19 protein-coding genes are annotated in these 26,408 nt (G+C 55.9%); 5 read left to right on the top strand and 14 right to left on the bottom strand.

Annotated elements, in window-relative coordinates; translation table 11 throughout:
- Nucleotides 1-65 precede the first annotated feature (65 nt).
- A complete protein-coding gene (gene pepN, locus ACMWJS_RS00560) occupies nucleotides 66-2,678 on the bottom strand; it encodes an aminopeptidase N (RefSeq protein ID WP_047651293.1) in 2,613 nt (870 codons plus the stop codon).
- Between the two features lie 254 nt (nucleotides 2,679-2,932).
- On the opposite strand from pepN, the gene pncB reads away from it, so the two are divergent.
- The 4 genes from pncB (at nucleotide 2,933) to aspC (ending at nucleotide 8,816) form a co-directional block, all read left to right on the top strand.
- A complete protein-coding gene (gene pncB, locus ACMWJS_RS00555; RefSeq protein WP_048027215.1) occupies nucleotides 2,933-4,135 on the top strand; it encodes a nicotinate phosphoribosyltransferase in 1,203 nt (400 codons plus the stop codon).
- A gap of 166 nt (nucleotides 4,136-4,301) precedes the next feature.
- On the top strand, nucleotides 4,302-5,702 hold the full coding sequence (asnS, locus tag ACMWJS_RS00550; protein WP_023615887.1) for an asparagine--tRNA ligase: 1,401 nt from the start codon (nucleotides 4,302-4,304) through the stop codon (nucleotides 5,700-5,702).
- A 605-nt stretch (nucleotides 5,703-6,307) separates the two neighbouring features.
- Nucleotides 6,308-7,441: a porin gene (locus ACMWJS_RS00545; protein WP_111966978.1), complete on the top strand. Its 1,134-nt coding sequence runs from the start codon at nucleotides 6,308-6,310 to the stop codon at nucleotides 7,439-7,441.
- A 184-nt stretch (nucleotides 7,442-7,625) separates the two neighbouring features.
- Nucleotides 7,626-8,816, top strand: a complete 1,191-nt coding sequence (gene aspC / locus ACMWJS_RS00540; protein WP_045908377.1) for an aspartate transaminase — start codon at nucleotides 7,626-7,628, stop codon at nucleotides 8,814-8,816.
- Between the two features lie 48 nt (nucleotides 8,817-8,864).
- Here the strand turns inward: aspC and ACMWJS_RS00535 are convergent, their stop codons facing one another.
- The 7 genes from ACMWJS_RS00535 to cmoM all read right to left on the bottom strand — a co-directional run bounded on the left by ACMWJS_RS00535 (nucleotide 8,865) and on the right by cmoM (nucleotide 19,502).
- Complete coding sequence (locus ACMWJS_RS00535) at nucleotides 8,865-9,512, bottom strand: MBL fold metallo-hydrolase (protein WP_414746442.1); 648 nt, start codon at nucleotides 9,510-9,512, stop codon at nucleotides 8,865-8,867.
- 20 nt (nucleotides 9,513-9,532) lie between these two features.
- The gene (locus ACMWJS_RS00530) at nucleotides 9,533-10,084 is read right to left on the bottom strand and encodes a YcbK family protein (RefSeq protein ID WP_014169403.1); all 552 of its coding nucleotides are present in this window, start codon (nucleotides 10,082-10,084) and stop codon (nucleotides 9,533-9,535) included.
- Nucleotides 10,085-10,258: 174 nt separating this feature from the next.
- Nucleotides 10,259-12,082, bottom strand: coding sequence for a L,D-transpeptidase (gene ldtD, locus ACMWJS_RS00525; protein ID WP_414746441.1), 1,824 nt, complete (start codon nucleotides 12,080-12,082; stop codon nucleotides 10,259-10,261).
- 178 nt (nucleotides 12,083-12,260) lie between these two features.
- Nucleotides 12,261-16,712: a chromosome partition protein MukB gene (gene mukB, locus ACMWJS_RS00520; RefSeq protein WP_414746440.1), complete on the bottom strand. Its 4,452-nt coding sequence runs from the start codon at nucleotides 16,710-16,712 to the stop codon at nucleotides 12,261-12,263.
- Nucleotides 16,712-17,416, bottom strand: coding sequence for a chromosome partition protein MukE (gene mukE, locus ACMWJS_RS00515; protein WP_008499954.1), 705 nt, complete (start codon nucleotides 17,414-17,416; stop codon nucleotides 16,712-16,714). The genes mukB and mukE overlap by 1 nt, the downstream gene beginning before the upstream one ends.
- Nucleotides 17,397-18,719 (bottom strand): chromosome partition protein MukF, encoded by a 1,323-nt coding sequence (gene mukF / locus ACMWJS_RS00510; protein ID WP_008499955.1) that lies wholly within the window; start codon nucleotides 18,717-18,719, stop codon nucleotides 17,397-17,399. Before mukF ends, mukE begins: the two co-directional genes overlap by 20 nt.
- A 3-nt stretch (nucleotides 18,720-18,722) precedes the next feature.
- A complete protein-coding gene (gene cmoM, locus ACMWJS_RS00505; RefSeq protein WP_032649174.1) occupies nucleotides 18,723-19,502 on the bottom strand; it encodes a tRNA uridine 5-oxyacetic acid(34) methyltransferase CmoM in 780 nt (259 codons plus the stop codon).
- 124 nt (nucleotides 19,503-19,626) lie between these two features.
- Here cmoM and elyC point away from each other — a divergent pair, with 124 nt between their 5' ends.
- The gene (gene elyC, locus ACMWJS_RS00500; RefSeq protein WP_048027210.1) at nucleotides 19,627-20,406 is read left to right on the top strand and encodes an envelope biogenesis factor ElyC; all 780 of its coding nucleotides are present in this window, start codon (nucleotides 19,627-19,629) and stop codon (nucleotides 20,404-20,406) included.
- On the opposite strand, the gene ACMWJS_RS00495 is transcribed toward elyC, so the two are convergent.
- The 6 genes from ACMWJS_RS00495 to msbA form a co-directional block, all read right to left on the bottom strand.
- Nucleotides 20,383-21,276, bottom strand: coding sequence for a YcbJ family phosphotransferase (locus tag ACMWJS_RS00495; RefSeq protein WP_048027209.1), 894 nt, complete (start codon nucleotides 21,274-21,276; stop codon nucleotides 20,383-20,385). The two genes, elyC and ACMWJS_RS00495, sit on opposite strands and share 24 nt — an antisense overlap.
- 142 nt (nucleotides 21,277-21,418) lie before the next feature.
- Nucleotides 21,419-22,165, bottom strand: coding sequence for a 3-deoxy-manno-octulosonate cytidylyltransferase (gene kdsB / locus ACMWJS_RS00490; protein WP_008499959.1), 747 nt, complete (start codon nucleotides 22,163-22,165; stop codon nucleotides 21,419-21,421).
- Nucleotides 22,162-22,344 (bottom strand): protein YcaR, encoded by a 183-nt coding sequence (gene ycaR, locus ACMWJS_RS00485; protein ID WP_150143234.1) that lies wholly within the window; start codon nucleotides 22,342-22,344, stop codon nucleotides 22,162-22,164. Before ycaR ends, kdsB begins: the two co-directional genes overlap by 4 nt.
- Before the next feature lie 45 nt (nucleotides 22,345-22,389).
- A complete protein-coding gene (locus ACMWJS_RS00480) occupies nucleotides 22,390-23,619 on the bottom strand; it encodes a winged helix-turn-helix domain-containing protein (RefSeq protein ID WP_325818661.1) in 1,230 nt (409 codons plus the stop codon).
- 44 nt (nucleotides 23,620-23,663) lie between these two features.
- On the bottom strand, nucleotides 23,664-24,641 hold the full coding sequence (gene lpxK, locus ACMWJS_RS00475; protein WP_196352644.1) for a tetraacyldisaccharide 4'-kinase: 978 nt from the start codon (nucleotides 24,639-24,641) through the stop codon (nucleotides 23,664-23,666).
- Nucleotides 24,638-26,386: a lipid A ABC transporter ATP-binding protein/permease MsbA gene (msbA, locus tag ACMWJS_RS00470; protein WP_045908385.1), complete on the bottom strand. Its 1,749-nt coding sequence runs from the start codon at nucleotides 26,384-26,386 to the stop codon at nucleotides 24,638-24,640. The genes lpxK and msbA overlap by 4 nt, the downstream gene beginning before the upstream one ends.
- Nucleotides 26,387-26,408 lie beyond the last annotated feature (22 nt).

Here is a 26,408-nt window from a genome sequence, read left to right as displayed (position 1 = left end):
AACACTAAAAACGGCAACCGAGGTTGCCGTTTTGCTTTTACCTGCCCACCAGGCTTTTTTCTACATTACGCTAAGGCTTTAGCAATCTTCTCGTACAGATCGCCAGACAGGTTTTCCAGCCCTTTCAGCTGCTCAAGCGCGGCACGCATCTTCGCCTGACGCTTCGCATCGTAGCGTTTCAGACGGATCAGCGGCTCAATCAGACGCGACGCCACCTGCGGGTTACGGCTGTTCAGCTCGGTCAGCATTTCCACCATGAACTGATAACCGCTGCCGTCTTCGGCGTGGAACGCGGCCGGGTTGCTGCTGGCAAACGCGCCAATCAGCGAACGCACGCGGTTTGGGTTGCTGAGGGTAAAGGAGCGATGCTTCAGCAGGCTGCGCACGTTGCTGAGCGCATCGGCCGCCGGGCTGGTCGCCTGCAGGATGAACCACTTGTCCATCACCAGGCCATCCTGATGCCACTTGTCATCGTACTCCTGCATCAGCGCATCGCGGCACGGCAGTTCGGCGGCAACGCTTGCGCCCAGCGCAGCCAGCGCGTCGGTCATGTTATCCGCTTCGTGATACTGCTTGCTCACCAGGGTGTTCGCCAGCTCGGTTTCACCAAACGCCAGATAGCGCAGGCAGGTGTTGCGCAGAGAACGTTTACCGATGTCCGCGTGCTCAACGCGATAAGCGTCGAGCTTGTTGGCGTTATAAATGGCGAGGAACTCGTCCGCCAGCTCAGCAGCCAGCGTACGGGTCAGCGCTTCACGCACCGCCACGATCGCGATCGGATCGATAATCTCGAACAACTCCGCGATTTCCGTTGCTGACGGCAGGGTCAGAATTTCAGCGGCGAGCGCCGGGTCAATCTTCTCATCCAGCAGGATCGCGCGGAACGCGTCAGCTACGTGAACAGGCAGCGACAGCGGCTGGCCCTGCTGATGACGGTTTACGTTGAGCTTGATGTAGGTCGCCAGCAGGCTTTGTGCGGCATCCCAGCGGGAGAAGTCGTTACGCGCGTGACGCATCAGGAACGTCAGTTGCTGATCGCTCCACTTGTACTCCAGCTTCACCGGCGCGGAGAATTCACACAGCAGCGCAGGCACCGGCTGGAAATAGACGTTATCGAAGATAAAGGTCTGCTCGGCCTGGGTCACGTTCAGCACGTGGTGTACCGGGTGACCGCCCTTCTGCAATGGGATCACTTTGCCTTCGTTATCGTACAGCTCAATGCTGAACGGAATATGCAGCGGGTATTTCTCTTCCTGCTCTGCCGTCGGCGGCGTGCGCTGGCTGATGGTCAGGGTGTACTGCTCGGTCTCTGGATTGTAATCGTCTTTGACGGTAACAATCGGCGTACCGGCCTGGCTGTACCAGCGGCGGAAGTGGGAAAGATCGACATTAGAGGCATCTTCCATTGCCTGCACAAAATCGTCGCAGGTGGCCGCGCTGCCGTCATGACGCTCGAAGTAGAGCTGCATCCCTTTCTGGAAGTTCTCTTCACCCAGCAGAGTGTGGATCATGCGGATAATTTCAGCGCCTTTCTCATACACCGTCAGGGTGTAGAAGTTGTTCATTTCGATGACTTTATCCGGGCGGATCGGATGCGCCATTGGGCTGGCATCTTCCGCAAACTGCAGGCCGCGCATGGTTCGCACGTTGTTGATGCGGTTCACCGCGCGTGACCCCAGATCGGAGCTAAACTCCTGGTCACGGAAGACGGTCAGGCCCTCTTTCAGGCTCAGCTGGAACCAGTCGCGGCAGGTGACGCGGTTACCGGTCCAGTTGTGGAAATATTCGTGGCCGATGACGCGTTCGATATCGAGATAATCTTTATCGGTGGCGGTATCGGTGCGCGCCAGCACGTATTTGGAGTTAAAGACGTTCAGGCCTTTGTTTTCCATTGCGCCCATGTTGAAGAAATCAACGGCGACGATCATATAGATGTCGAGGTCATATTCGAGGCCGAAGCGCTCTTCATCCCACTTCATGGAGTTGATGAGCGAGGTCATCGCCCACGGCGCGCGGTCCAGGTTACCACGGTCAACAAACAGCTCCAGCGCCACCTCGCGGCCTGAGCGCGTTTTGAAGGTGTCGCGCAGCACGTCGAAATCGCCCGCCACCAGCGCAAACAGGTAGCACGGTTTCGGGAAGGGATCCTGCCACTGAACCCAGTGACGGCCATTCTCCAGCTCGCCTTCACCTACGCGGTTGCCGTTGGAGAGCAGGAAGGGATACAGGGTTTTATCGGCGATGATTTTAGTGGTGAAGCGCGCCAGGACATCCGGGCGGTCGAGATACCAGGTAATGTGGCGGAACCCTTCCGCTTCACACTGGGTACACAGCGCCACGCCAGACTGGTACAGCCCTTCCAGCGCGGTATTGGCGGCCGGGCTGATTTCATTCACGATGCGCAGCGTAAACTGATCCGGCAGGTTGTCGATGACCAGCTGGTTGTTTTCTTCTTTATAGTCCGACCAGGCTTCATCATTAATATGCAGGGAGACCAGCGTCAGGTCTTCGCCATCCAGACGCAGCGGCACGGCAGTTGCGCTGTGGCGCGTCACCTGACTCACCGCCGTGACAACGGTTTTAGTGGCATCCAGGTCAAAAGTCAGATCGATTTCGCTAATCAGATAATCCGGCGCACGGTAGTCGTGGCGGTATTTGGCTTGTGGCTGTTGTGTCATAGAAAACCTTATGCATCGTTTGTCGAGTAACGTTTCAATATATTCCTGTTGCGCAAAACGCGCTATGCAGAATGTTCATCTTTTCAGGGTCAACACCTTTTTTTGCTACATTTGTATAACACGGGGCACAAAATGCCCTCGACCATAAAACGCGCTTATGTTGTGATCGGGGTTCAATAAATCACTAAACAAGGTATACTCCGGAGTTGTTTATTGTACTAAACGCTCCTGTGAGAGGATGCTACTGCGCACCTATGACTCAATTCGCTTCTCCAGTTCTGCATACGTTGCTGGATACCGACGCGTATAAACTGCATATGCAGCAAGCCGTTTTCCACCATTACTATGACGTTCATGTCGCGGCGGAATTCCGCTGCCGTGGCGACGACTTGCTCGGTATCTACGCAGACGCCATTCGTGAACAGGTCAATGCTATGCAGCATCTGACGCTGCAGGACGAGGAATATCAGTGGCTTTCTGGCCTGCCTTTCTTCAAAGCCGACTACCTGAACTGGCTGCGCGATTTCCGCTATAGACCGGAGCAGGTCACCGTGGTTAACGATAACGGCAAGCTGGATATTCGCCTTGAAGGTCCGTGGCGGGAAGTGATCATGTGGGAAGTGCCGCTTCTGGCGGTGATCAGCGAACTGGCTCACCGCTATCGCTCACCGGAAACGGGCGTAGCGCAGGCGGTCGCCTCGCTGGAAAACAAGCTCGCTGACTTCTCCACGCTGACCGCAGGGCTGGACATGTCCCGCTTCCGCCTGATGGACTTTGGCACCCGTCGCCGTTTTTCGCGCGACGTCCAGGAGGCCATCGTTAAACGTCTGCAACAGGAGCCATGGTTCGTGGGCACCAGTAACTACGATCTGGCCCGTCGCCTCAACCTGACGCCAATGGGTACCCAGGCACACGAGTGGTTCCAGGCGCATCAGCAGATCAGCCCTGACCTGGCAAACAGCCAGCGCGCGGCACTGGCTGCATGGCTTGAGGAGTACCCGAATCAACTCGGGATCGCCCTCACCGACTGTATTACGATGGATGCCTTCCTGCGCGACTTTGGACCTGAATTTGCGGAGCGTTATCAGGGGCTACGCCACGATTCAGGGGATCCGATTGAGTGGGGCGAGAAGGCCATTGCCCATTACGAGAAACTGGGTATTGACCCGATGAGCAAGGTGCTGGTCTTCTCCGATAACCTCGATCTGGCGAAAGCCGTCGAACTCTATCGCCATTTCAACGCCAGAGTGAACCTGAGCTTCGGGATTGGTACCCGGTTAACCTGCGATATTCCTCAGGTAAAACCTCTGAATATCGTGATAAAGCTGGTGGAATGTAACGGCAAGCCGGTGGCGAAACTCTCCGACAGCCCGGGCAAAACCATCTGCCATGACAAGGCGTTTGTCCGCGCATTGCGTAAAGCCTTCGATCTTCCCCAGATCAAAAAAGCCAGTTAAGCGCTTAAGGGAGCCTTCATGGCTCCCCTCTTCTTATTTATTTCTCAATTCTTCTCTTTTGACTGCGAAATTTACTTGTCTGATAGCGGATGGCAGGTAACATAGATATCCCCCCATAAGGGTGGACAAGTGTTTATTTTTTCCGACTATTAACAGAGAGAATATTATGAGCGTTGTGCCTGTAGCCGACGTACTCCAGGGCCGTGTCGCCGTTGACCAGGAAGTCACCGTGCGCGGATGGGTGCGTACCCGCCGAGATTCTAAAGCTGGCATCTCCTTCCTTGCCGTCTATGACGGTTCCTGCTTTGATCCTGTACAGGCCGTCATTAATAATTCTCTGCCCAATTACAATGATGACGTTCTGCACCTGACGACGGGCTGTTCCGTTATTGTCACCGGCGTGGTCGTGGCATCCCCGGGTCAGGGTCAGAGTTTCGAAATTCAGGCTTCTGCCATTGAAGTCACCGGCTGGGTTGAAGATCCGGATACCTATCCGATGGCGGCTAAACGTCACAGCATTGAGTATCTGCGTGAAGTGGCGCACCTGCGTCCACGTACCAACCTGATTGGTGCGGTTGCTCGCGTACGTCATACGCTGGCGCAGGCGCTGCATCGTTTCTTCGATGAGCAGGGTTATTTCTGGGTGTCTACCCCGCTGATCACCGCGTCCGATACGGAAGGCGCCGGTGAGATGTTCCGCGTCTCAACGCTGGATCTCGAAAACCTGCCGCGCACCCCGGAAGGTAAAGTGGACTATGACAAAGACTTCTTTGGTAAAGAGGCCTTCCTGACCGTATCCGGTCAGCTCAACGGCGAAACGTACGCCTGCGCGCTGTCTAAAATCTATACCTTTGGCCCTACCTTCCGTGCCGAAAACTCCAACACCAGCCGTCACCTGGCGGAATTCTGGATGCTGGAGCCTGAAGTGGCGTTCGCCAACCTGGACGATGTTGCGGGTCTGGCGGAAGCAATGCTGAAGTATGTCTTCAAAGCGGTGCTGGAAGAGCGTCCGGACGACATGAAATTCTTCGCCGAGCGCGTAGACAGCGACGCAGTAGCCCGTCTGGAGCGCTTCGTCTCTGCCGATTTTGCGCAGGTGGACTACACCGACGCGGTGGCGATCCTCGAGAAATGCGGTGAGAAGTTCGAAAACCCGGTTTACTGGGGCGTAGACCTGGCGTCTGAGCACGAGCGCTATCTGGCCGAGAAGCATTTCAAAGCGCCGGTTGTCGTTAAAAACTATCCGAAAGACATTAAGGCCTTCTATATGCGCCTTAACGAAGACGGTAAAACCGTGGCAGCGATGGACGTCCTGGCGCCGGGCATCGGTGAAATCATCGGTGGTTCACAGCGTGAAGAGCGTCTTGACGTGCTGGACGCGCGTATGGAAGAGATGGGTCTCAACCCTGCGGACTACAGCTGGTACCGCGATCTGCGTCGTTACGGTACCGTACCGCACGCTGGTTTTGGTCTGGGCTTCGAGCGTCTGATCGCCTACGTGACCGGTGTGCAGAACGTTCGTGACGTGATTCCGTTCCCACGTACACCACGTAACGCCAGCTTCTAATCAGTAAAGACTAAAATGGCCAGCTTATGCTGGCCATTATTTTATTCTGCATTGTCAGTTTTCGTCAGCGCAAAGTCAGCTTCTTTAAACCATCACCCCGTCACAATCCCTGGTTGTTACGTTTTATTTCCACGAAATATCCAGCCACAAAAAACAAACCCCATTCTTATTGCGATTATTACATTCTCAAGCGATAGCACAAATTTCAATCAGCTTTACAGCCGTCCAGAAGGCTTTTCGGCGCCATAAGAAAAAACGAGTCGTTTAGCGTCTGTTTATATGAAATGCCTTTATCCAAATTAATCATAAGGAATTCATATATATAGGATATGTCCTGTCGCTTAATTCGCCAGGGCGCTCTGAAGTTTGAGGTGGTTCACAAAGTTCCCAAAAATACATATTTAGTTACACATATTTTCTTTTGGTTACCTAATCTTGAGAATTGTAGCACTTTCAGGCTAGCGAAACGCTTCGGCGAATGGAAAGATGCCTGTCAGATACATAAAGACACCAAACTCTCATCAATAGTTCCGGAAATATTTATTGACAGAATTTATTGACGGCAGTGGCGAGTGTCATAAAAAAACCAATGAGGGTAATAAATAATGATGAAGCGCAATATTCTGGCAGTGGTAATCCCTGCCCTGCTGGTAGCCGGTGCAGCGAACGCTGCAGAAATCTATAACAAGAACGGCAACAAACTGGATCTGTACGGGAAAGTTAATGCTGAGCGTGACTTCGTTACCAATGGTGATAACACCAATAACTCAGATTCAACTTACGCTCAGATCGGTTTCAAAGGCGAAACTCAGATCAACGACCAACTGACCGGTTATGGTCAGTGGGAATACCGTGCACTGGCAAGCTCTGCGGAAGGTGAACAATCTGCAAACAACTCTACTCGTACTCGTCTGGCTTTCGCTGGCCTGAAAATGGCTGACGCTGGTAGCCTCGACTACGGCCGTAACTACGGCATCGTATACGATGTAGAATCCTACACCGACATGGCGCCAACCTGGTCCGGCGAAACCTGGGGTGGTGGTTATGTTGATAACTACATGACCAGCCGTTCTACTGGCCTGCTGACCTACCGTAACAACGATTTCTTCGGTCTGGTTGATGGTCTGAGCTTCGGTCTCCAGTACCAGGCTAAAAACGAACGCGCTGACCTGCGTCGTGCGAATGGCGACGGTGTTGGTTACTCTGTAGCTTATGACTTCGGCAGTGGCTTTGCTCTGACTGGTGCGTACAGCAATGCTAACCGTACTGTTGACCAGAAGGCCGATGGTAAGGGCGACAAAGCTGAAGCATGGGCAATTGGCGGTAAATACGATGCCAACAGCCTGTATCTGGCAGCTGTGTATGCAGAAACCCGCAACATGAGCATCCTGGGCAACAGCACCGGTTCTAATACTCCGGATGCTGATGGCGACGTGTTCAACGTAGCGAATAAAACCCAGAACTTCGAAGTCATTGCTCAGTACCAGTTCGACTTCGGCCTGCGTCCATCCCTCTCCTACGTCCAGAGTAAAGGTAAAAACCTGAACACCGTATCTGGCGGCGATGCAGATCTGGCTAAGTACGTTGAAGTTGGTGCTACTTACTACTTCAACAAAAACTTCAACGTATCTGCTGACTACCGTATCAACCTGATCGACGAAGATCAGGCCAAGCGCACTGGCGGCGGCTGGGTTGGTACCGACGACCAGGTTGGCCTGGCAGCTGTTTACCAGTTCTAATCAGTACACCACTTTGTTATATGCTTAATGAACAGGGCTTCGGCCCTGTTTTTTTATGCCTGACAGAAAATAATGGCGACTTTTGAAAAGCCGCACGCTTTTCGTCGCAAACGGTTGGCATTTTGTAAATCTACCGTTAACCTGATAGCGGATTTCACTTCTGTAATCACAATGGAACTTCGTCATGTTTGAGAACATTACCGCCGCTCCTGCCGACCCGATTCTGGGCCTGGCCGATCTGTTTCGTGCCGACGACCGCCCTGGCAAAATCAACCTGGGTATTGGTGTATATAAAGATGAAACCGGCAAAACTCCGGTACTGACCAGCGTAAAGAAAGCTGAGCAGTATCTGCTGGAAAACGAAACCACCAAAAACTACCTCGGTATTGATGGTATCCCTGAATTTGGTCGCTGCACCCAGGAGCTGCTGTTCGGTAAAGGCAGCGCAATTGTGAGTGACAAACGTGCCCGTACAGCTCAGACCCCGGGCGGTACCGGCGCGCTGCGCGTGGCGGCGGATTTCCTTGCGAAAAACACCTCTGTGAAGCGTGTCTGGGTAAGCAATCCAAGCTGGCCGAACCACAAGAGCGTGTTTAACTCTGCGGGTCTGGAAGTGCGTGAATACGCCTACTACGACGCAGCAAACCACTCTCTGGACTTTGACGGCCTGCTGGCAAGCCTGAACGAAGCGCAAGCGGGTGACGTGGTGCTGTTCCACGGCTGCTGCCACAACCCAACCGGTATCGATCCAACGCTTGAGCAGTGGGAACACCTGGCGAAGCTGTCCGTAGAGAAAGGCTGGCTGCCGCTGTTTGACTTTGCCTACCAGGGCTTCGCCCGTGGTCTGGAAGAAGATGCTGAAGGCCTGCGCGCGTTCGCTGCCGTGCATCAGGAGCTGATCGTTGCCAGTTCCTATTCCAAGAACTTTGGTCTGTACAATGAGCGTGTAGGTGCCTGTACGCTGGTTGCGGCTAACGATGAGACCGTCGATCGCGCGTTCAGCCAGATGAAATCCGTTATCCGCGCTAACTACTCTAACCCGCCGGCTCACGGTGCATCTGTCGTTGCGACTATCCTGAGCAACGATGCGCTGCGCGCCATCTGGGAACAAGAGCTGAACGATATGCGTCAGCGTATTCAGCGCATGCGCCTGCTGTTTGTGAACACCCTGGCGGAGAAAGGCGCGGATCGCGACTTCAGCTTTATCATCAAACAGAACGGCATGTTCTCTTTCAGCGGCCTGACCAAAGAGCAGGTTCTGCGTCTGCGTGAAGAGTTCGGCGTGTACGCAGTGGCGTCTGGCCGCGTGAACGTTGCAGGCATGACGCCTGACAACATGGCGCCGCTGTGCGAAGCGATTGTCGCCGTACTGTAATTTGCGCCTATAAAAAAGCCTGCATTATGCAGGCTTTTTTTATGCGGGTTACCAGACAGGCATTTCATCCTGAAGGAACGGATTATGGAGCCGTTCATAGCCCAGCGTCGACATCGGACCGTGCCCAGGGATAAACGTCACATCATCACCCAGCGGCAATAACTTCTGTTTAATCGACTGAATCAGCTGTCCGTGATCGCCGCGCGGAAAATCGCTGCGTCCTACGCCACCTTTGAAAATCACATCGCCGGAGATCAGCCGACGGGACTGGTCATCAAAGAAGACGATATGGCCTGGCGTATGCCCAGGACAATGCAACACCTGTAAAGTCACATTCCCTATGCTAACGCGCTCTCCTTCATTCAGCCAGCGATCGGGCGTCAGGGGCTGACACTCATCAAGGCCAAACATGCGGCTTTGGGCAGGTAACCCCTGCAGCCAGAACTCATCTTCTTTTTCCGGACCGACAATCGGCACGCCGTAGTGTTCAGCCAGTTCAGCCGCTGCGCCCACATGGTCGAGATGACCATGCGTCAGTAAAATCTGCATGAGCGTCACGCCGCTGTCGGCGACTTCCTGCTTGATCTTCTCAGCGTCACCGCCGGGATCGACAAGCGCGGCCAGTTTAGTCTGTTCGCACCAGATGAGTGAACAATTCTGGGAGAACGCGGTAACCGGAATAATACGATAGTTCATACTGCTCCTGTGTTTCGTTATTACCAGTGCCGAACCGGACCGGTATCAATATGCACAAAGTTGCTGCTGGGGTAATATCCTACACCACCTGCGCGCATAGATAACGCAGCTTTGCGAATATTGGCTAACGAAACGCCCTCAATATGGAAATCCATTGCCTGGCCCTTCGTGTGATAGCTTTTTTTCGCTACCCCGCGACTGTGGGCGCGCAGTTCATTATTGGTATCAACCGAGCGATAACCAGAAATAAGCTGCACCGGCTTGCTGGTACCCAGCAGGCCCTGAAGGCGGAAAAGCTGATCAAACAGTCCTGGGTCGATGGCTTTAATTTTATTCGCGCGGAAATCACGGAAAAAATGGTTAAGTCTTGCTAATTCATCCTGAATATAGCCTCTGCCATCGAAGAACTCCGCTTTTAACGACTCACCGGTATGAAGATTGTTGAGTGTTAAAACTCGCGGACGAGGTGTCGAGAGGGTGGCAAATGCTGGCGTCGGCAAGATGGCCGCTGCGCCAAGCGCAACACCACCTAACGCCAGCAGTTTGCGGCGATTAGCGTCAAATTTGTCCATGATAATCAGGTCTACAGGTAAAAGAAATCGTAATATGCTTAGCGCACGAAGGGCACCTTAACTGGCAAAACCGGGTACGTCAAGGCGCCCAACCCCAGTGAATACGCGGCTTGCAGCGATATAGCCCCTTATTCACCCTAACTTACGACAATCATTTTTCCCGAACTGCTTCATTTACCTGATTAATTGTTCCGCTTTTGGCAAAATTTGTGCGCCAGATCGCGCGGTGAGATCATAATTGTAAATATCTGTACGGTACTGAGTCCGCCCGTCTTCGCCAACAAACGCCGTCAGATAGTAAAGATTGACCGGAATATTGTGTCGAATATTAACGTAACGCGTATCCCCCTGCTTCAGGGCATCCGAAATGCGCGTATCGTTCCAGCCCGCGTCCTGCAGCAGCATATTGGCCAACTCCGAGGCTTTATTCACGCGCACGCAGCCAGAACTCAGCGCGCGCGTATCTTTCTGAAACAGATTGTGGTTCGGCGTATCGTGCAGATAGATAGCGTCAGAACTCGGCATATTGAATTTGTAACGCCCTAAAGAGTTATGCGCCCCCGGTGCCTGCTGGAAACGGAACGGCAGGTTAGAAGCCGTGATTGTCGACCAGTCGACCATATAAGGATCGATGGCCTCTTTACTGTTCCAGCCACGCATCACCGTATAACCATGACGTTCCAGATAACCCGGATCGTTCCAGACCTTCGGCAGAATGTCTTTACGCGCCAGCGTCGGTGGCACGTTCCACGGCGGGTTAACCACCACGTTATTCAGCGCGCTGCTCATCATCGGCGTTTTGCGATCCGGACGCCCGACAATCACGCGTGACGCCAGTTTTTCGCTACCGTCCTGGTAATAGACCAGTGAATACGCCGGAATGTTAACCATAATCCCGGTAGAGAGGGTTCCAGGCAGCAGGCGCAAACGCTGGATATTAAGCGCCAGCACCCCAGCCCGCTGCGCAGGCGATACGTTCAGCCAGTCTCGTGTCGTCTGGCCAATGACGCCATCGGCTCCCAGTCCCTGAGCGGCCTGGAATTGCTTCACTGCCGCAACCAGCTCACGATCGTATGCTGCGGGTTTATTGCTGACGGCAATCGCTTTTTTCTCTTTCACGGGCGCTGACGGGCTGACCGCCGCGTTTTGTGGATCGTCACCAGGCAGAGCGATATGTGGCCCGCCATCAAGAAGACCGGAGCGCGTCAGGATCTCACGCAGAGCAGGCACATCGCTGCTCCACTGCCCCGGACGCAGCGTCGCGGTGCCGCGCATCTGCGGCCATGGACGCGAGTCGCCCACCAGCGCGAGAAGCGACTCGTGCAGAGTGGCATATTGTGGATGCGCTGGTGCAAGGCTGGCAATAAAGCGCGGCAGTTCGCCGTTATCCAGGGCTAACTGCCACTGGTTAATCACCGACAGCGCCGGCGTCGCCAGCTTATACGGCTTGTCGCTGTACAGCCAGCGGTTGCCATTGACCGGAATACCCGCCACGAACTGCAGATAGCCCATCATGGCATCGGAAAGCACGACGTCCCGTGCCTGACCGGACACGGCAGGATCGGTTAACAGCTCAACCCACTTTGTAAACTGCGGCTGAAACCCTGCAATCGCGACCTCCGCCAGCTGCTGCTGGAAGGCGCGCACGGCATCGCGGTTTTCCCACATCAGTTTCATATCGCGGGCAGCATAGAGCAGCGTGAGCTGATTGAGATAGACCGGCGTGTAGCCTGACGGCAACCCTGACTTCAGCTGCTGGCTGAGCGATTCGGCATCGATGCCTTCCGGCAGCGGCTTAATACCGGCCATGATAGCCGTCGCCGGAGACTGTTCCAGCGGCTGGGACAACGACGTAGGCTGCGTGCCTGTCGTTGCCGAGCTGTCAGTCGGCACAATTTCAGGCTCGTCGGCCTGGGCGGTTAACAGTGGAGCAAACATCACTGCCAGACATAAACTTAGCGCCGACAGCTGACGACCACATTCTTTCTTAAGCAACATCCCTTGCCCCCTGTTTTCACGACATGCCCATCACGTTGGGGCTTTCTTTCATTATAGGTAGACGGCTAAGCTGTTGCCTTACCTTATGTAAAGAAGTTTAAAGATAACGCAGCCCTAAGCACAAGTTAAGTTTAAAAAAAAAGCGGCGCCAGGGCGCCGCTTCGGATCGGAAAACGCGTCAGGAAGCGTCCGCCGTGGTTTCTGGCAGTGACTCTGGCGGCTGCGGCGCAAAGCCACGCAGCCCCACAACGTGCACGTGTTCGCTGTTCTGGAACACTTTACGCACCAGCTTGTAGGTTGTCCCTTTTTCAGGACTGATGTTCTCCGGTGCCGCAATGATGAGCTGCATATCGAGACGTTCGCAAAGCTCAAACAGCGTAGCAATGGAGCGCGCATCAAGACGCGCCGCCTCATCCAGGAACAGCAGTCGGCATGGTGAGATGTCTTTGCCGCGCAGGCGGCGCGCTTCGTCTTCCCAGCTCTGTACCACCATCACCAGAATTGACATACCGGTACCGATCGCTTCACCGGTTGAGAGTGCTCCGGACTCCGCACGCAGCCAGCCGTCTGAACCACGGTTTACCTCTACCTCCATTTCCAGGTAGTTACGGTAATCCAGCAGCTCTTCACCGATGGTTTGCGGCGTACGCTGGCCCATATCAATCTGCGGGTTCAGGCGTTGATACAGTTTAGCCAGCGCTTCAGAGAAGGTCAGACGGTTACTGTTGAACAGATCCTGATGCTGTTCGTGCTGCTCAGACAGCACTTCCAGCAGGGTGGCATGCGCTTCGCGCACGTTAACGTTGAGGCGCACGCTGTTCACCTGGCCAAACGACACGCTCTGCAGACCCTGGTTGAGCTGGCGGATACGGTTCTGCTCGCGCTGAATGGTTTTACGGATGATGTTCGCCACGCTGCGGGAGCTGATCGCCAGCTTCTGCTCGCGGGAGGTCAGCTCTTCCGTCAGGCGACCCAGCTCGATTTCCATCTGTTCGATAGCCTCGACCGGATCGTCAGTACGAATGATGTCCTGACGAATACGTTCGCGCAGGTGCTGGTAAACCGCCACGAAGAACTGGATTTTACGTTCAGGACGTTTCGGATCTTCGGACATGCGCAGGACATCGCGCAGGTGTTCGTTATCCGCCACCGCCAGACGCAGAGCACCCAACGCCTTATCCGACATGGAACGCAGCTCATCGGCAGAAAGATATGCCAGCTCGCGACGGTGCAGGCGACGCTCAACGTTATTGTCTTTCACCATGCGCATCACCGCGCACCAGCCCGCCTTCGCGGTCACGACCTGCTCGCGCATCTCAAAGTAGTCGCGCTCCAGCTTGCGCAGGCGACGGGTCAGGTTATCCATTTCTGCTTCGCAGAAGGTCAGCGCTTTTTCCAGCTGATTGCGACGCGCACGGTTGTTGCTCAGCTGAGCATGCAGCTCGTCACGACGAATGCGCGCGCGCTCCTCTGCCCCGCTGTCGGCACGAACGCCGATGTCCTGAAGCTCTTTCTGCAGGTCGTTTAACAGCTCTTTCTTGGTATCGAAGGAGCTTTTCAGCGAGGCCAGCACCTGGTTGTACTGGTTCAGCTGAGCGGAATGGCTGCGCATTGCTTCGCGGGCGCGGGTACGTTCCGCTTCCGCCTGCTCAAGGCGCTGACGCAGCTTTTCATTCAGATCGCTGTTACCGCTCAGCATTTCTGCCGAATCGGAGTAGCCGAAGTGGGCGCGACGCTGCACCACCTCCGTCAGGGCGAACGCCTGCTGACGCGCCTCGCGCTGCACCTGCTGCGACCAGGCATAGTCTTCTTTCAACTGCTCAAACTGTTCCGGGTCGCTCTGCAGGACAGAGACAACCGGCTCCAGCTTCGCCAGCTGATTGCCGTGCTGCTGCACGAAGCGCGCGGCTTCCTGCGCTTCATCCAGGCGCTCCTGGATCTCGTCCACGCGATCGGCCAGCGTGTCATCCGCCAGCAGATTCAGGCGCGGCAGAATACGGTTAAGGGCCGCGACGCCCTCTTTCGCCTGCTCGAACTGGACGCGGCTCTGCTGGTTGTCGCTTTCATGACTGGCAATCGCCCGCTCCAGCTCGCCGCGACGGGTATTGAGCTTGCGAATTTCCGCTTCCGGATCAGCTTCAAAGGCCACGGCCAGATGGCTGCCGATAAAGCGGCTAAACGCCTGATGCAGGCGCTGGGTTTTCTGCACGTCAAACGACAGCGTCGCAAAACGTTCAGACAGCGTTTCACGCTCGGCGTGCAGGCTTTCGATGCGGCTTTCGCGCGCGGCGCGGCCAAACAGCGGCAGTTCCGGGAAGCGGGAATAGCGCCACTGACGGTCAGCGATTTTCACCACCACCGCTTTTTCCAGCTCGTCGACGCTGAATACGCTGTCATCGAACGACTGCGGATCCCCTTCGATCAGGTAAAGATCTTCCGGACAATCTTCCAGGCCGGCAAGCTGCTCAGAAATCAGCGACAGATCCGGCACCACAATCGCATTACGGGATGGACCGTACAGCGCGGAGAAGTATGGCGCATCGTCCAGACCGACATCGTCGTAAATCTCGGACAGCAGCACGCCGCCAAAACGCTCCGCCAGGGCATTGAGACGCGGGTCTTCCGCACCGCCCGGCTGGCTTAAGCGTTCAATTTCTTCGTCGACTTCACGCTTGCGCGTGCCGACTTCATCACGCTCAACAATGGCTTCGCGCTCGCGCTCCAGCAGCTGCTGCAGGTATTCGGTCACTTCCTGACTGGATTCAAACTGCTCGCCGCACTGTTCGCTGAGCTGGCTAAGGCTGCTCTGGGCCGCCAGCCAGACCGGTGCACGCTGCAGAAGCGCTTGCGAACGGGACTGCAGCTGTTCCAGCTCCTGACGCAGGGTCATACGCTGTTCGCTGGCGCTGGAGACCGTGTCTGAAAGCGCAGCGATACGCGCCTCGAGTTCCTGATGCAGGGCCTCAAGCTCGTCAAAATCGTAATTTTTGCCCTGACGTTTGCAGAATTCCGCCAGCAGACGCTCGGCTTCCTGCTGCTCGCGCAGGCGCTGTTCCAGCTCGTTCAGACGCATACGCAGCGGCTGAACCTGCTCGGCCAGATGGCGCTGGTTCACGCCGTCGCGCAGCAGTTCACGGGCAACGTCCCAGGCTTCGTTACGCGCCAGCGGGCCGTTAATCGCCACAACCAGCTGATAGGCCTGCTCAAACTGGCTGTGCGCCGTTTGCGCAACGCTCATTTTCTGTTCGAGGGACAGCAGTTTCTCAGTGGCTTCCTGCTCTTTGGCCTGGAAGGTATCCAGCCACTCGTCGGCGCTTTCCGGCGTCAGGTCAGGCAGATGGCACAGCTCTTTCGCGCGCTGTAATGCCTGCAGTGCCTGGGTGTACTGGATCGCGCGCGTCTGCTGCACGTCCAGCGCCTGCTGGTAATCGGCAAGCTGGCTTTTCAGCTCATCCACTTCCAGCTCGGCCGCTTCGGCGCGGGCTTCGTTCTCTTCCTGCATCTCGGCGGCTTCGGCCACCACTTCATTTTGCTCTTCGAGACGGATCTGCAGCTCATCGAGGTCCGCTTCATAGCGCTCGATTTTTTCCTGCTGACGGAGCGCAGTTTGCACCAGGTTCAGGTGATCGCTGGCGGCCTGATAGTCGGCTTCCAGGTCGCCCTCGGCACCGTTGTGCTCACCGAGCTCGCGCGCCATTTCGACGTGCTTGTACTGCTCGGCCACCAGCTGTTTACGGGAGGTAAACAGCTCGCGGCGATATTCTAATGCCTGATCGAGGTGGACGCGGCGCTCGTTGGCGTGGCGCATGTAGTCCGCCGCCACGTAGTTGGTGGCTTCGCTGATCAGGTGTTTAAACAGGTCACGGTCAGACTGGGTAACGCGAATCGCTTCCAGCGTCATGCGGTTTTCACGCAGCGCCGCTTCCATATCCTGGAAGGCCTTACGCACGCCGCTGTTTTCCGGCAGCAGGTAGTCGCGCAGGGAGCGGGTAATGGCGCTGGAGATACCGCCGTAAAGAGACGCTTCAATCAGGCGGTAGTATTTGCTGCGGTCTGATGCCGTGCGCAGACGACGCGCCACCACGCCGAGATCGAACATCAGCGAGTGGTAGTCGGTAATCGAGTTAAACTGCTTGAACTGCACGCCTTCGATCGCTTCGAGCTTATCTTTCAGCTCCTGGAGCGTCAGCACGCGCGCCTGGCGTTCGTTCAGGGTTTCCGTCAGCAGCGCCGTCGGCTGCACAGACGTTGGCAGCCCCTGGATGGCGAACGGTTTAATGTCGACTTTACGGTCGCGACCGGCAACCTGCTGCAAGCGTACGCCCACCACCACGCGCTGATGGCGGGAGTTAATGACGTCCAGAACCGAATAACAGACGCCGGCCTTCAGCTTCCCGTGCAGACCTTTATCACGGGAGCCGCTTGTGGCACCCGCTTCGGTGGTGTTACGGAAGTGAAGCAGCGTCAGGTCAGGGATCAGCGCCGTGACAAAGGCCGCCATGGTGGTGGATTTACCCGCACCGTTACCGCCGGAGAGCGTCGTCACCAGCTCATCCAGATCGAACGTTCGGGCAAAGAAGCCGTTCCAGTTAATCAGCGTCAGTGAGCGAAATTTACCGCGTTCAATCATTACTCTTCCTCCCCGCTATCCGGCAGATTTTCTTCATGCTCATCATTGAGCTGCAAATGGTTTTCCACCGGCATCGCTTCACCGTCGCGGATCATGCGAAGCTGCGCTTCACGCGCGTCATCGCCCGCACGCACGTCGGCGCCGAAGCGGAAGACAGATTCCGTAATGCGGAATTTGCTGCTGTCGTGACCCATAAACCAGACCATCCCCAGACGACGCAGACGGTTCAGGGAAGAGCGAACCTTTTCCTGTAATTTCTGACGGTCAAGATCCGACCCCGTGGAGCGGTTGTTCACCAGCTTGAGCAGCTTGCTCTCATCTGCCAGCGTCAGCAGCTCGTCGTAAAGTTCCTGCTGGGTGAAGATCCCTTCATTCGCCAGACGTTCCGGGCTGAGATAGAGGTAGCAAAGAATTTTGCCGACCATCATATCCAGCTCGGAGAGCACGGAACGCGGAATCAGCGTCGTGGAGCGCGGGCGCAGGTAGAAAAATCCTTCCGGCGCGCGGATAAGCTCCACGTTGTAGCGTGCGTAAAACTCTTCCAGGTACTCCTGGAAGTCCATCAAAAAGGCGTGATTATCCAGCTCGTCTAAGCCAATGTGACGACCGGCACGCAGCTGGCTGTCCAGCGCCGGAAATAACGGATTCGCCAGCGCCTGTGCCAGCTTAACCGGCATCACTTGTTCAATATTTGTCAATGACATGCGCCTGTACCTTGGCTCCGTAATCGTTAATTGGCTGCCACTTCGGCGGCAGTCCGGTGAAGTCTGCTTGCGCGATACCCAGGCGAACCGCCTGGTCTACCACAATGCGGGCAACGTCGAAGTGGCGCGCGCGCGGATATTGCGCCAGATAGTCGCGCACCACGAGTCCCAGATCCAGCGGAGCTTGTCTGGTTTTATAGACCGCGAGCTGTTCTTCGATCATCGCCGCAAGCTGCTCGCGAATTTCGTTAAATTCTTCATATTCGAGATCCGGCGGGAGTTCACCGGTCACCTCTTCATCGCGCAGCGCCATCTCTTCGTCGCGCATATCCAGCAGACGATCGGCATTGGCGTAGGTCAGCGCCCACGGCGCATCGAAATAGGTCTGCACCGACTGGCGCAGACGCTGGGCAAAGACGCGGTTCTTATCCATATCGATCGCGGTACGGATAAATTTATGCACGTGTCGGTCATAGCCAATCCACAGGTCGATCGACTGCTGGCCCCAGCTGATGATACGGTCCAGCTTGCTCTGCAGGTCGAACACTAAACGATCGATAAAATGCAGATCGTCGTGCGCCAGCGTCGCGTCCTGGATGCGCAGCAGGTTCGCCTGCAGCTTATCCCCTGCGGCTTCCAGCGTATCCTGCAGCTCACGCAGCGTACCGGAGGTTTCTGACAGCAAAAGTTCACAGCTGGAGATGGCCGCTCGCCAGTCTTTATTCAGCAGCTGTGCGATATCGTCTTTCACCTGCTGCTGCTGTTCGTCCATCAGGCGCTGGGTCAGATCGATACTGTCGAAGATTTCCGCCACCGAATATTTCAGCGGTGCATAGACGTTTCGGTGCCAGTGGAATTCGTCACCGTCTTCATCTGCCGCATCGGCGGCGCGCTTAAGCTCACCCGCCACGATCGACAGCTGCATGGAAAGACGCAGCGTGGAAAATTCACGCTGGCGGATATAATAATCGGTGATGCCGATGCCCAGTGGCGTCAGGCGATAGATGGCGTTTCCTTCCGCCTGCTCGCTGGTAAAGCGGTTCAGCAGACGTTGACGCACCATATCGTTGATCGCGTTGTTGGCACGGACGCTAATGGTTTCGCTGGTTTGCTCAAACGCATCACTGACGTGGCGGAACGCATCCACCAGTTCACCCTCGCTCATTTCACCATCCAGCCGCTCGCCGTTCAGCGTGGCGACCGCCAGCAGGAAAGAGAGTCTGTCTACCGGCAGCGAGATGGAGAAATCGTTTTTCCTGGCCCAGGCAACCAGTTCGGGGACTGTCTGGGAAAATTCACTCATAGGTTATCCTTGCATCTGCGGCTTGTGCGCGGTGACGTGAATATAGCGGCCAAGGCTGACAAAAGGCTCCTGACGGCAATACCGCGTTTCCAATTCTGTTAAGGTGTCAAAACAGTCACGCTGTTTGTGTTTTTCACGCAGATAATCATGAAACACCCTGACGCCCGTCTTCCCGACAATCTGCCAGCCAATCGCTTCCAGCCAGCCATAAACCTGCTGTGGATCGCGCGGATAGTCCGGGGAAAGCGTGCGCTTTTTCTTTTTGGGCATCCCGACCTGAACATAGTCGAAGTTTCCCGCAACCATGTTGTGCATCAGGAAGCCGTTAGCATTGTAGAACATCAGCGACAGCGTGCCGCCCGGGCGCAACATCGACCACAGGGTTTGTAACACGCTTTGCGGATCGGCAACCCACTCCAGCACCGCATGAAACAATATCAGATCAACCTGGGTTTCCAAATGCTGTGCGATGTCCTGAGCGGCGCATTGTATAAAATGCATGTTGTCGCTCACACCTTTCTCTTCTGCTGCACGCGTCGCGCGGGCGACCATTTCAGCAGAAAGATCGCAAAGCGTGACGTGATGACCGCGTTCAGCCATTTTTATGGCCGTCTGCCCTTCACCACCACCGGCGTCCAGCACGCGCAACGTTTGGCCACCGAACGTTGCCAGAATGGTGTCCAGATCCTGCCAGAGGATCGTCTGACGGAGCTGCCCCTTCGTGGTGCCATAAATGTTGCGCGAAAATTTTTCCGCGATGTCATCAAAATTGCGATCCCGCATTGGGAGAGTTCCACTCGCTAACTGCAAAACTGCTATTTTGTCACACCCGCGCGGAGAATGAACCTCTCTGGTGTAATATCACCGGCAATCACCTGCTATATGGTCAAAAAAGGAACCAAAAAGGATGCTTTTTACCCTTAAGAAATACATTGGAGGGATGATGCTTCCCCTTCCGCTGCTGCTCATCATCATCGCGCTGGGGCTGGCGCTGGTGTGGTTCAGTCGCTTTCAGAAGAGTGGCAAAACGCTTATCACGCTCGGCTGGCTGGTCTTGCTGCTGTTGAGCCTGCAACCGGTCGCGGATGGCCTGTTACGCCCCATCGAAAACAGGTACCCAACATGGCAGGGAAATCAGAAAGTGTCGTACATCGTGGTGCTGGGCGGTGGATATACCTGGGATCCTGACTGGGCCCCGAGCTCAAACCTGATCAACAACAGCCTGCCACGGCTGAACGAAGGTATTCGCCTGTGGCTGGCGAATCCGGGATCAAAAATGATCTTCACCGGCGCGGCGGCCAAAACGAACCCGGTGAGTACGGCTGAAGCAGGCGCCAGGGTCGCGGAATCTCTCGGCGTGCCGCGTTCCTCAATCATCACGCTGGACAGCCCGAAAGACACCGAAGAAGAGGCTGCTGCAGTGAAGCAGGCGATTGGCGATGCCCCGTTCTTGCTGGTGACCTCCGCCTCACACCTGCCGCGCGCGATGATTTTCTTTGAGAAGCAAGGCCTGCACCCGCTTCCCGCACCCGCAAACCAGATGGCCATCGACGCACCGCTCAACCCGTGGGAACGGGCGATCCCCTCCCCGGTGTGGCTGATGCACAGCGACCGCGTCGGCTACGAGACGCTCGGACGCCTCTGGCAGTGGCTGAAAGGATCCTCAGGCGAGCCAGGGCAAGAGTGATTTTGTTGCCAGATCGAAGTTTGCGCGATTAAATCGTCCGGTGTTCACCAACTGCGCGACTTCGTCCCAGAGCAGGTATAGCCAGCGTCGCCAGAGAAACGCTTCCGCAACGGGGGCGCGTTGAAGGTAATGCCACAGTAAGCCTTCCGCCGCCCCGCTGTCGCTGAGCCTGAACAGCTCATATTCGCGCGGTGCCCAGAGCATGATGCCCGGCCCCACCATTGCCAGAAGCTGATCGCTGCGGGCGTCTTTGAGCATGCTGCGCAGGGTAAAATTGCCGTGGATCAGCACGCAGTTGTCATTAAAACCTTCGAACAAGGCCGGTAAGCACTCCCGGGTGCGAAACAGGATACGTTTGTCCTGCATGGTTAAACCGGTATTGTTGAACTGGTTAAGCGTTCCCCACAGCACTTCAACCCGCTGGCGGTACCACAGCGGCCAGAGGTTTTCCTGGGTGCTGTCAACCGGTCCGACAAGTCCACGGCTATCCTGACGGTGCCAGGCCAGCAGCGCCTCGACAATCTGGTCTTTCAGCTGCTCCCAGCGTTCCGGCGTTCGCGCGGGCGCTTCAACGGGCACACCGCGTAAACGTTCAATCAGCAGTACGTCCGGGCCGGGGTGTTCCTCATGGGTCATCACGCCATACACCGTCGGCATACGCACGGTTCCCTCCCGCGCCAGCATCGACATTTTCCATGCAAGCTGCCTGGCAACACCGGGTGACGTGAAACTTCTTGCCATTAGCGGCATCGGGTTACCCTGACTGTCGTAAAGCGACCAGAGCGCGGTATCGGCTTTTTCACTCACGCATTCGACCCGGCTTAACTTTTCACCCAGCAGATGGCTAAGTTCGGCACGCAGCTGTTCCATATGAGATTACCCCCATTAAGACTACTGCTTTTATAATGAGCGTCCTTAATGAAGATGTCACCCGGAAGAGATCAATCAGGAAAAAGAAAGTGAAAAATAAAGCGGAGAGTGCATCCCTCCCTGCGGAGAGATGCCGGTAAGATTAACGCAATTCGGCGCGAACGCGCTCAAGATCTTCAGGGGTGTCTACGCCCGTGCCGGGGACTTCCTCAGCAACGGCAACGTGAATTTTCTCGCCGTACCAGAGCACGCGAAGCTGCTCCAGCATTTCGATATGCTCCAGCGGGCTCGGCGCCCAGGCCACATAGCGGCGAATAAAGCCAGCGCGATAGCCGTAGATCCCAATATGACGCAGGAAGGTATCACCGATGGTCTCTTTAGAGAGCGCAAAGCGATCGCGATCCCACGGGATCGTGGCGCGGGAGAAATAGAGCGCATAGCCTTCCGCATCCATGACAACCTTCACCGCATTCGGGTTAAACGCTTCTTCTGCATGATGAATGGGTACCGCCAGCGTCGCCATTCCGACCTGACGCTGAGCCAGGTTTTCGGCCACCTGACGGATAATCACCGCGGGGATCATCGGCTCGTCACCCTGCACGTTTACGATGACCGTATCATCACTGAAACCGCATTTCTCAACCACTTCCGCCAGACGTTCGGTGCCGGACTGGTGATCGGCGCGAGTCATGCACACCTCTCCGCCTGCAGCCTCAACCGCACGAGCGACATCCGGATGGTCGGTGGCAACAATCACGCGGTCAGCACCCGATTCACGCGCGCGCTCAAGGACATGCACAATCATCGGCTTGCCGTTAATATCCACCAGCGGTTTACCCGGCAGACGCGTTGAGGCATAACGCGCAGGAATAATGACGACAAAACTCATGGCTTGCTCTCTTCTGCCACCAGGGAACGGGCTTCATTTTCCAGCAATACCGGAATACCGTCACGCAGCGGGAAAGCCAGACTGTCCAGCTTGCAAATGAGCTCTTGTTTGTCCTGGCTGTAGTACAGTTTGCCGTTGCATATCGGGCAGGCAATAATTTCAAGTAAACGGTGATCCATAGTTCCTCCGTATGGGTAATCGCTAAAGCTTAACACATTCCCTTTTCAGGGCGTGCCTGTTTCCCAGCCACTTCGACAGGATGTAAACAATCCATCAGGTACCCTGCCCAGCGTCACGTCGTCGGCACCCTGCCAGCGCGCGAATTCGCTAATGGCGGACGTTAATCCTTTTTCCAGGCTCGCCGTCACCCTGACGCCCTCTTGCAGATAAAGCGCAATGATTTCAAGCGTGCCGGTCTTGCGGTGCATTTTGGCATCCATGCGCCCGACCAGCTGTCCCTTATGCAGCAGCGGTAAAACAAAGTAGCCATACTGGCGCTTTGGGGCCGGGGTATAACATTCCAGCCGGTAGCTGAAATCAAAGAGCTGCTCGGCGCGTTTTCTGTCCCAGACGACCGGGTCGAAAGGCGACAATACCGCGCTGTGGGTTGCCTGAAGTTTCCCCTCCAGAGCCTGCGGCAATAACGGGAGGAGATCCGCATGCAGCCACATTTCGCCCAGCGTTTCCACGGTAACGGGAATAATGCGCTGCTCGTGTTGCCACATGTCCAGCAGCGGTTTCAGTACGGGCTGGCGCAGGCGATAATAATCTGCCAGCCACTGCGTGCGAAAAATCCCCAGACTACGGGCGCTGTTCTCCAGCATAATGGCCTCGGCCGCCTCCTGGGTAAGCAGGTCGCGCTCGTCGTCCCAGTGCGGCATCACGCGATGCGTGAGGTCGTAGACGCGCTGAAAGTTACGCCGCTCAATCACCATGACTTTGCCAGAGGTAAATAACCCTTCGAGATGACGTTTGTGCGGCTTCCACTCCCACCAGCCGCTTGTCCCCTTGCGCGGGTGTTCAAAATCGGCAGAGCGTACAGGACCGTTATCCTGAATATGCGCGATGAGCTGCTCTATTTCAGCCGCATGTTCCAGCATCCAGGCCTGTCTGTATTTCCAGCCCATCTTTTCCGGCGCAAGCATGCGGTGACGCACCAGGGCAAAATCGCTGCGGGGCAGGAAGCAGGCTTCGTGCGCCCAGTACTCCATTAACTCCCCCTTGCTGAGCGCCTCATCCAGCCACTGGGAAGGATAACTCCCCAGGCGGCTAAACAGCACCAGGTAAGGGCTGCGGGCCACAATATTAATGGTGTCGATCTGGAGTAGCGACATGCGCTGTACAGTAGAGAGAATATCGGCAGGCTGCGCGCGGCGGCGGGGCTTTTTGAGCAGCCCCTGCGCGGCCAGGTGGAGATTACGTGCGGCTGAAAGCGAGAGTTGCGGTAGAGACATGCGTTTTCCTGTCAGTCAAAGCGTCACCAGAACCGCGTAAGCCTTTAGTGCACCAACGCAATCAGTTCCTTGAGCAAATGTTCCGGCTGCTCACCGCTGAGTTCGGCGTCAACCGGCAGATACCACCAGTTATCTTTCGCAAAGGCGCGGCATTTCACCGCATCTTTTTCGGTCATGATCAGCGACTGCCCGGGTGCGGTCAAGGCGTCTACCTGCCCTTCCACCAGCGCCTGATGGTCGGCCAGCGGAACGCGTTTTTCCAGCCGGGCACCACACTGTTCCAGCGTCGCGAAGAAGCGCGGCGGATGACCAATGCCCGCCATCGCTACCAGTGAAGGCAACTCTGAAACCGACCGGCGTTCCCCCGTCACCAGGTTGATTGCCAGACCCGGCTGCAGGTGCATCGGGATTTCACCCGTTTTCGCCTCACCCCCGTTCACAATCACCGCATCAACGGATTTCAGACGCGAAGCGCGTTCGCGCATGGGGCCGGCAGGTAACCACCAGCCGTTGCCAAAACGGCGAACGCCGTCGATGACCACAAACTCTTTATCACGCGCCAGGGCGTAATGCTGCAGACCATCGTCAGTGATGATGATTTGTACCGCGTGTTCGGCAAGCAGTGCCTGTACGGCATCGCTGCGCACCGGGGAAACCGCGACCGGTACGCCGGTACGCTGGAAAATCAATACCGGTTCATCACCCGCTTCAGCCGTCGTGGTTTCCGCCGTCAGCAACAGCGGGTAATGCGCCGCTTGACCACCATATCCGCGCGATACCACGCCCGGGCGTATACCGCGTTTTTGTAGCTGCTCCACCAGCCAGATCACCACCGGCGTTTTGCCGTTGCCGCCCGCCGTAAGATTACCGACAACCACAACCGGCACCGGCGCGCGCCAGGCCCGCTTCACCCCCAGACGATAAAGCAGGCGGATGATGCCGCTCACCAGGCCGTAGAGCCATGAGAGCGGCAAAAGCAGCAGCCACAGCGGGGATTCACCGGACCAGATGCGTGCAATCATTCGCCGAACTGCATCTTATGAAGCTGAGCGTAAACGCCGCGGTGTTCCAGCAGGTCAGCATGGCTTCCACGCTCAACAATGATACCGTCCTCAACCACGACGATTTCATCAGCCTGCTCGATAGTCGACAGACGGTGCGCAATCACCAGCGAGGTACGGTTCTTTTGCAGCTCATCCAGCGCGGACTGAATCGCGCGTTCAGATTCCGTATCCAGCGCAGAGGTCGCTTCGTCCAGGATCAGGATCGGGCTGTCGCGCAACAGCGCACGGGCAATGGCGATACGCTGACGCTGCCCACCGGAGAGCAATACGCCGTTCTCACCGATGATGGTATCCAGACCGTTATCCATCTTGTTGATAAAGTCCATCGCGTAGGCCATACGCGCGGCGTTCTCAATCTGCTCGCGGCTGTACTCTTCAGTACGCGCATAGGCAATATTGTTTGCCACGGTATCGTTGAACAGGTGCACGTTCTGAGAGACCAGCGCTACCTGATTACGCAGCGACTGCAGGGTATACTCCCGCAGGTCGTGGCCGTCTAACAGAATTTCACCTTCGTCAATGTCGTAGAAACGGGTGATCAGGCTGGCAATGGTCGATTTACCCGAGCCAGAACGGCCTACCAGCGCAACGGTTTTCCCCGCCGGAATGGTCAGGTTGATATTGCGCAGAGCCGGTGTTTCGCGGCCAGGATAGGTAAAGGTCACATTGCGGAACTCAACGTCGCCGTTCGCGCGCTCAATGACGCGTTTGCCTTCATCTTTTTCCTGTTCGGAATCCAGAATGCTGAACAGGGTCTGGCAGGCGGCCATCCCACGCTGGAACTGGGCATTCACGTTCGTCAGTGACTTCAGCGGACGCATCAGGGCAATCATTGAGGAGAAGACCACGGTAATGGTACCCGCCGTCAGCGTCTCCATGACGCTCGGGAAGCTTGCTGCATACAGGACGAATGCCAGTGCCAGCGAGGCAATCAGCTGAATAATCGGGTCAGAGATGGAAGAGGCCGAGACCATTTTCATCCCCTGCAGACGCATTTTGTTGCTGACTTTATCAAAGCGTTTGGTTTCGACGTCCTGACCACCAAAAATCAGCACTTCTTTATGCCCTTTTAGCATCTGCTCTGCGCTGGTGGTCACCTGCCCCATCGTGTTCTGCATATTCTTACTGATATTGCGGAAGCGCTTTGACACGACGCGGATAGCAATGGAAACCACCGGTGCCAGAACGATAAGGATAAGCGACAGCTGCCAGCTGTAGTAGAACATCATCACGAACAGGCCGATGATCGACGCGCCCTCGCGCACAACGGTAATCAGCGCGCTGGAAGAGGAAGAAGCAACCTGCTCGGAGTCGTAGGTAATACGCGACAGCAGCGTCCCGGTTGACTGCTTGTCAAAGAACGCAACCGGCATGCCCATCATGTGACTGAACAGTCGACGGCGCATGGTCATCACCACTTTCCCGGATACCCAGGAAATGCAGTAGCTTGAGATATAGCTGGTGATACCGCGTAAGATCATCAGTCCGATAACCACCAGAGGCATCCATAGCAGCACTGAGCGATCCGTTTTACCAAAACCGTCATCCAGTAACGGTTTAAGAAGCGATAGCATAAAAGTATCGCTGGCTGCGTTGAGGATTAACGCTACACCCGCCACGATCAAGCCTGCTTTAAAAGGGGCAATCATCGGCCAGAGTCGGCGGAACGTTTGCCACGTGGAGAGATCTTTGTCGTTATGCATTCAAAAAACCAGCATTGTTGAA

The organism is Enterobacter sp. HK-058-C-ECC (assembly GCF_047531125.1).
Lineage (GTDB): Bacteria > Pseudomonadota > Gammaproteobacteria > Enterobacterales > Enterobacteriaceae > Enterobacter > Enterobacter quasiroggenkampii.
This window is presented reverse-complemented; position numbering and strand designations above follow the sequence as displayed.

Bases quoted from the DNA above. Each gene is read 5' to 3' on its own strand.
- pepN (WP_047651293.1), bottom strand. From the start codon at position 2,678: ATGACACAACAGCCACAAGCCAAATACCGCCACGACTACCGTGCGCCG.
- pncB (WP_048027215.1), top strand. From the start codon at position 2,933: ATGACTCAATTCGCTTCTCCAGTTCTGCATACGTTGCTGGATACCGAC.
- asnS (WP_023615887.1), top strand. From the start codon at position 4,302: ATGAGCGTTGTGCCTGTAGCCGACGTACTCCAGGGCCGTGTCGCCGTT.
- ACMWJS_RS00545 (WP_111966978.1), top strand. From the start codon at position 6,308: ATGATGAAGCGCAATATTCTGGCAGTGGTAATCCCTGCCCTGCTGGTA.
- aspC (WP_045908377.1), top strand. From the start codon at position 7,626: ATGTTTGAGAACATTACCGCCGCTCCTGCCGACCCGATTCTGGGCCTG.
- ACMWJS_RS00535 (WP_414746442.1), bottom strand. From the start codon at position 9,512: ATGAACTATCGTATTATTCCGGTTACCGCGTTCTCCCAGAATTGTTCA.
- ACMWJS_RS00530 (WP_014169403.1), bottom strand. From the start codon at position 10,084: ATGGACAAATTTGACGCTAATCGCCGCAAACTGCTGGCGTTAGGTGGT.
- ldtD (WP_414746441.1), bottom strand. From the start codon at position 12,082: ATGTTGCTTAAGAAAGAATGTGGTCGTCAGCTGTCGGCGCTAAGTTTA.
- mukB (WP_414746440.1), bottom strand. From the start codon at position 16,712: ATGATTGAACGCGGTAAATTTCGCTCACTGACGCTGATTAACTGGAAC.
- mukE (WP_008499954.1), bottom strand. From the start codon at position 17,416: ATGTCATTGACAAATATTGAACAAGTGATGCCGGTTAAGCTGGCACAG.
- mukF (WP_008499955.1), bottom strand. From the start codon at position 18,719: ATGAGTGAATTTTCCCAGACAGTCCCCGAACTGGTTGCCTGGGCCAGG.
- cmoM (WP_032649174.1), bottom strand. From the start codon at position 19,502: ATGCGGGATCGCAATTTTGATGACATCGCGGAAAAATTTTCGCGCAAC.
- elyC (WP_048027210.1), top strand. From the start codon at position 19,627: ATGCTTTTTACCCTTAAGAAATACATTGGAGGGATGATGCTTCCCCTT.
- ACMWJS_RS00495 (WP_048027209.1), bottom strand. From the start codon at position 21,276: ATGGAACAGCTGCGTGCCGAACTTAGCCATCTGCTGGGTGAAAAGTTA.
- kdsB (WP_008499959.1), bottom strand. From the start codon at position 22,165: ATGAGTTTTGTCGTCATTATTCCTGCGCGTTATGCCTCAACGCGTCTG.
- ycaR (WP_150143234.1), bottom strand. From the start codon at position 22,344: ATGGATCACCGTTTACTTGAAATTATTGCCTGCCCGATATGCAACGGC.
- ACMWJS_RS00480 (WP_325818661.1), bottom strand. From the start codon at position 23,619: ATGTCTCTACCGCAACTCTCGCTTTCAGCCGCACGTAATCTCCACCTG.
- lpxK (WP_196352644.1), bottom strand. From the start codon at position 24,641: ATGATTGCACGCATCTGGTCCGGTGAATCCCCGCTGTGGCTGCTGCTT.
- msbA (WP_045908385.1), bottom strand. From the start codon at position 26,386: ATGCATAACGACAAAGATCTCTCCACGTGGCAAACGTTCCGCCGACTC.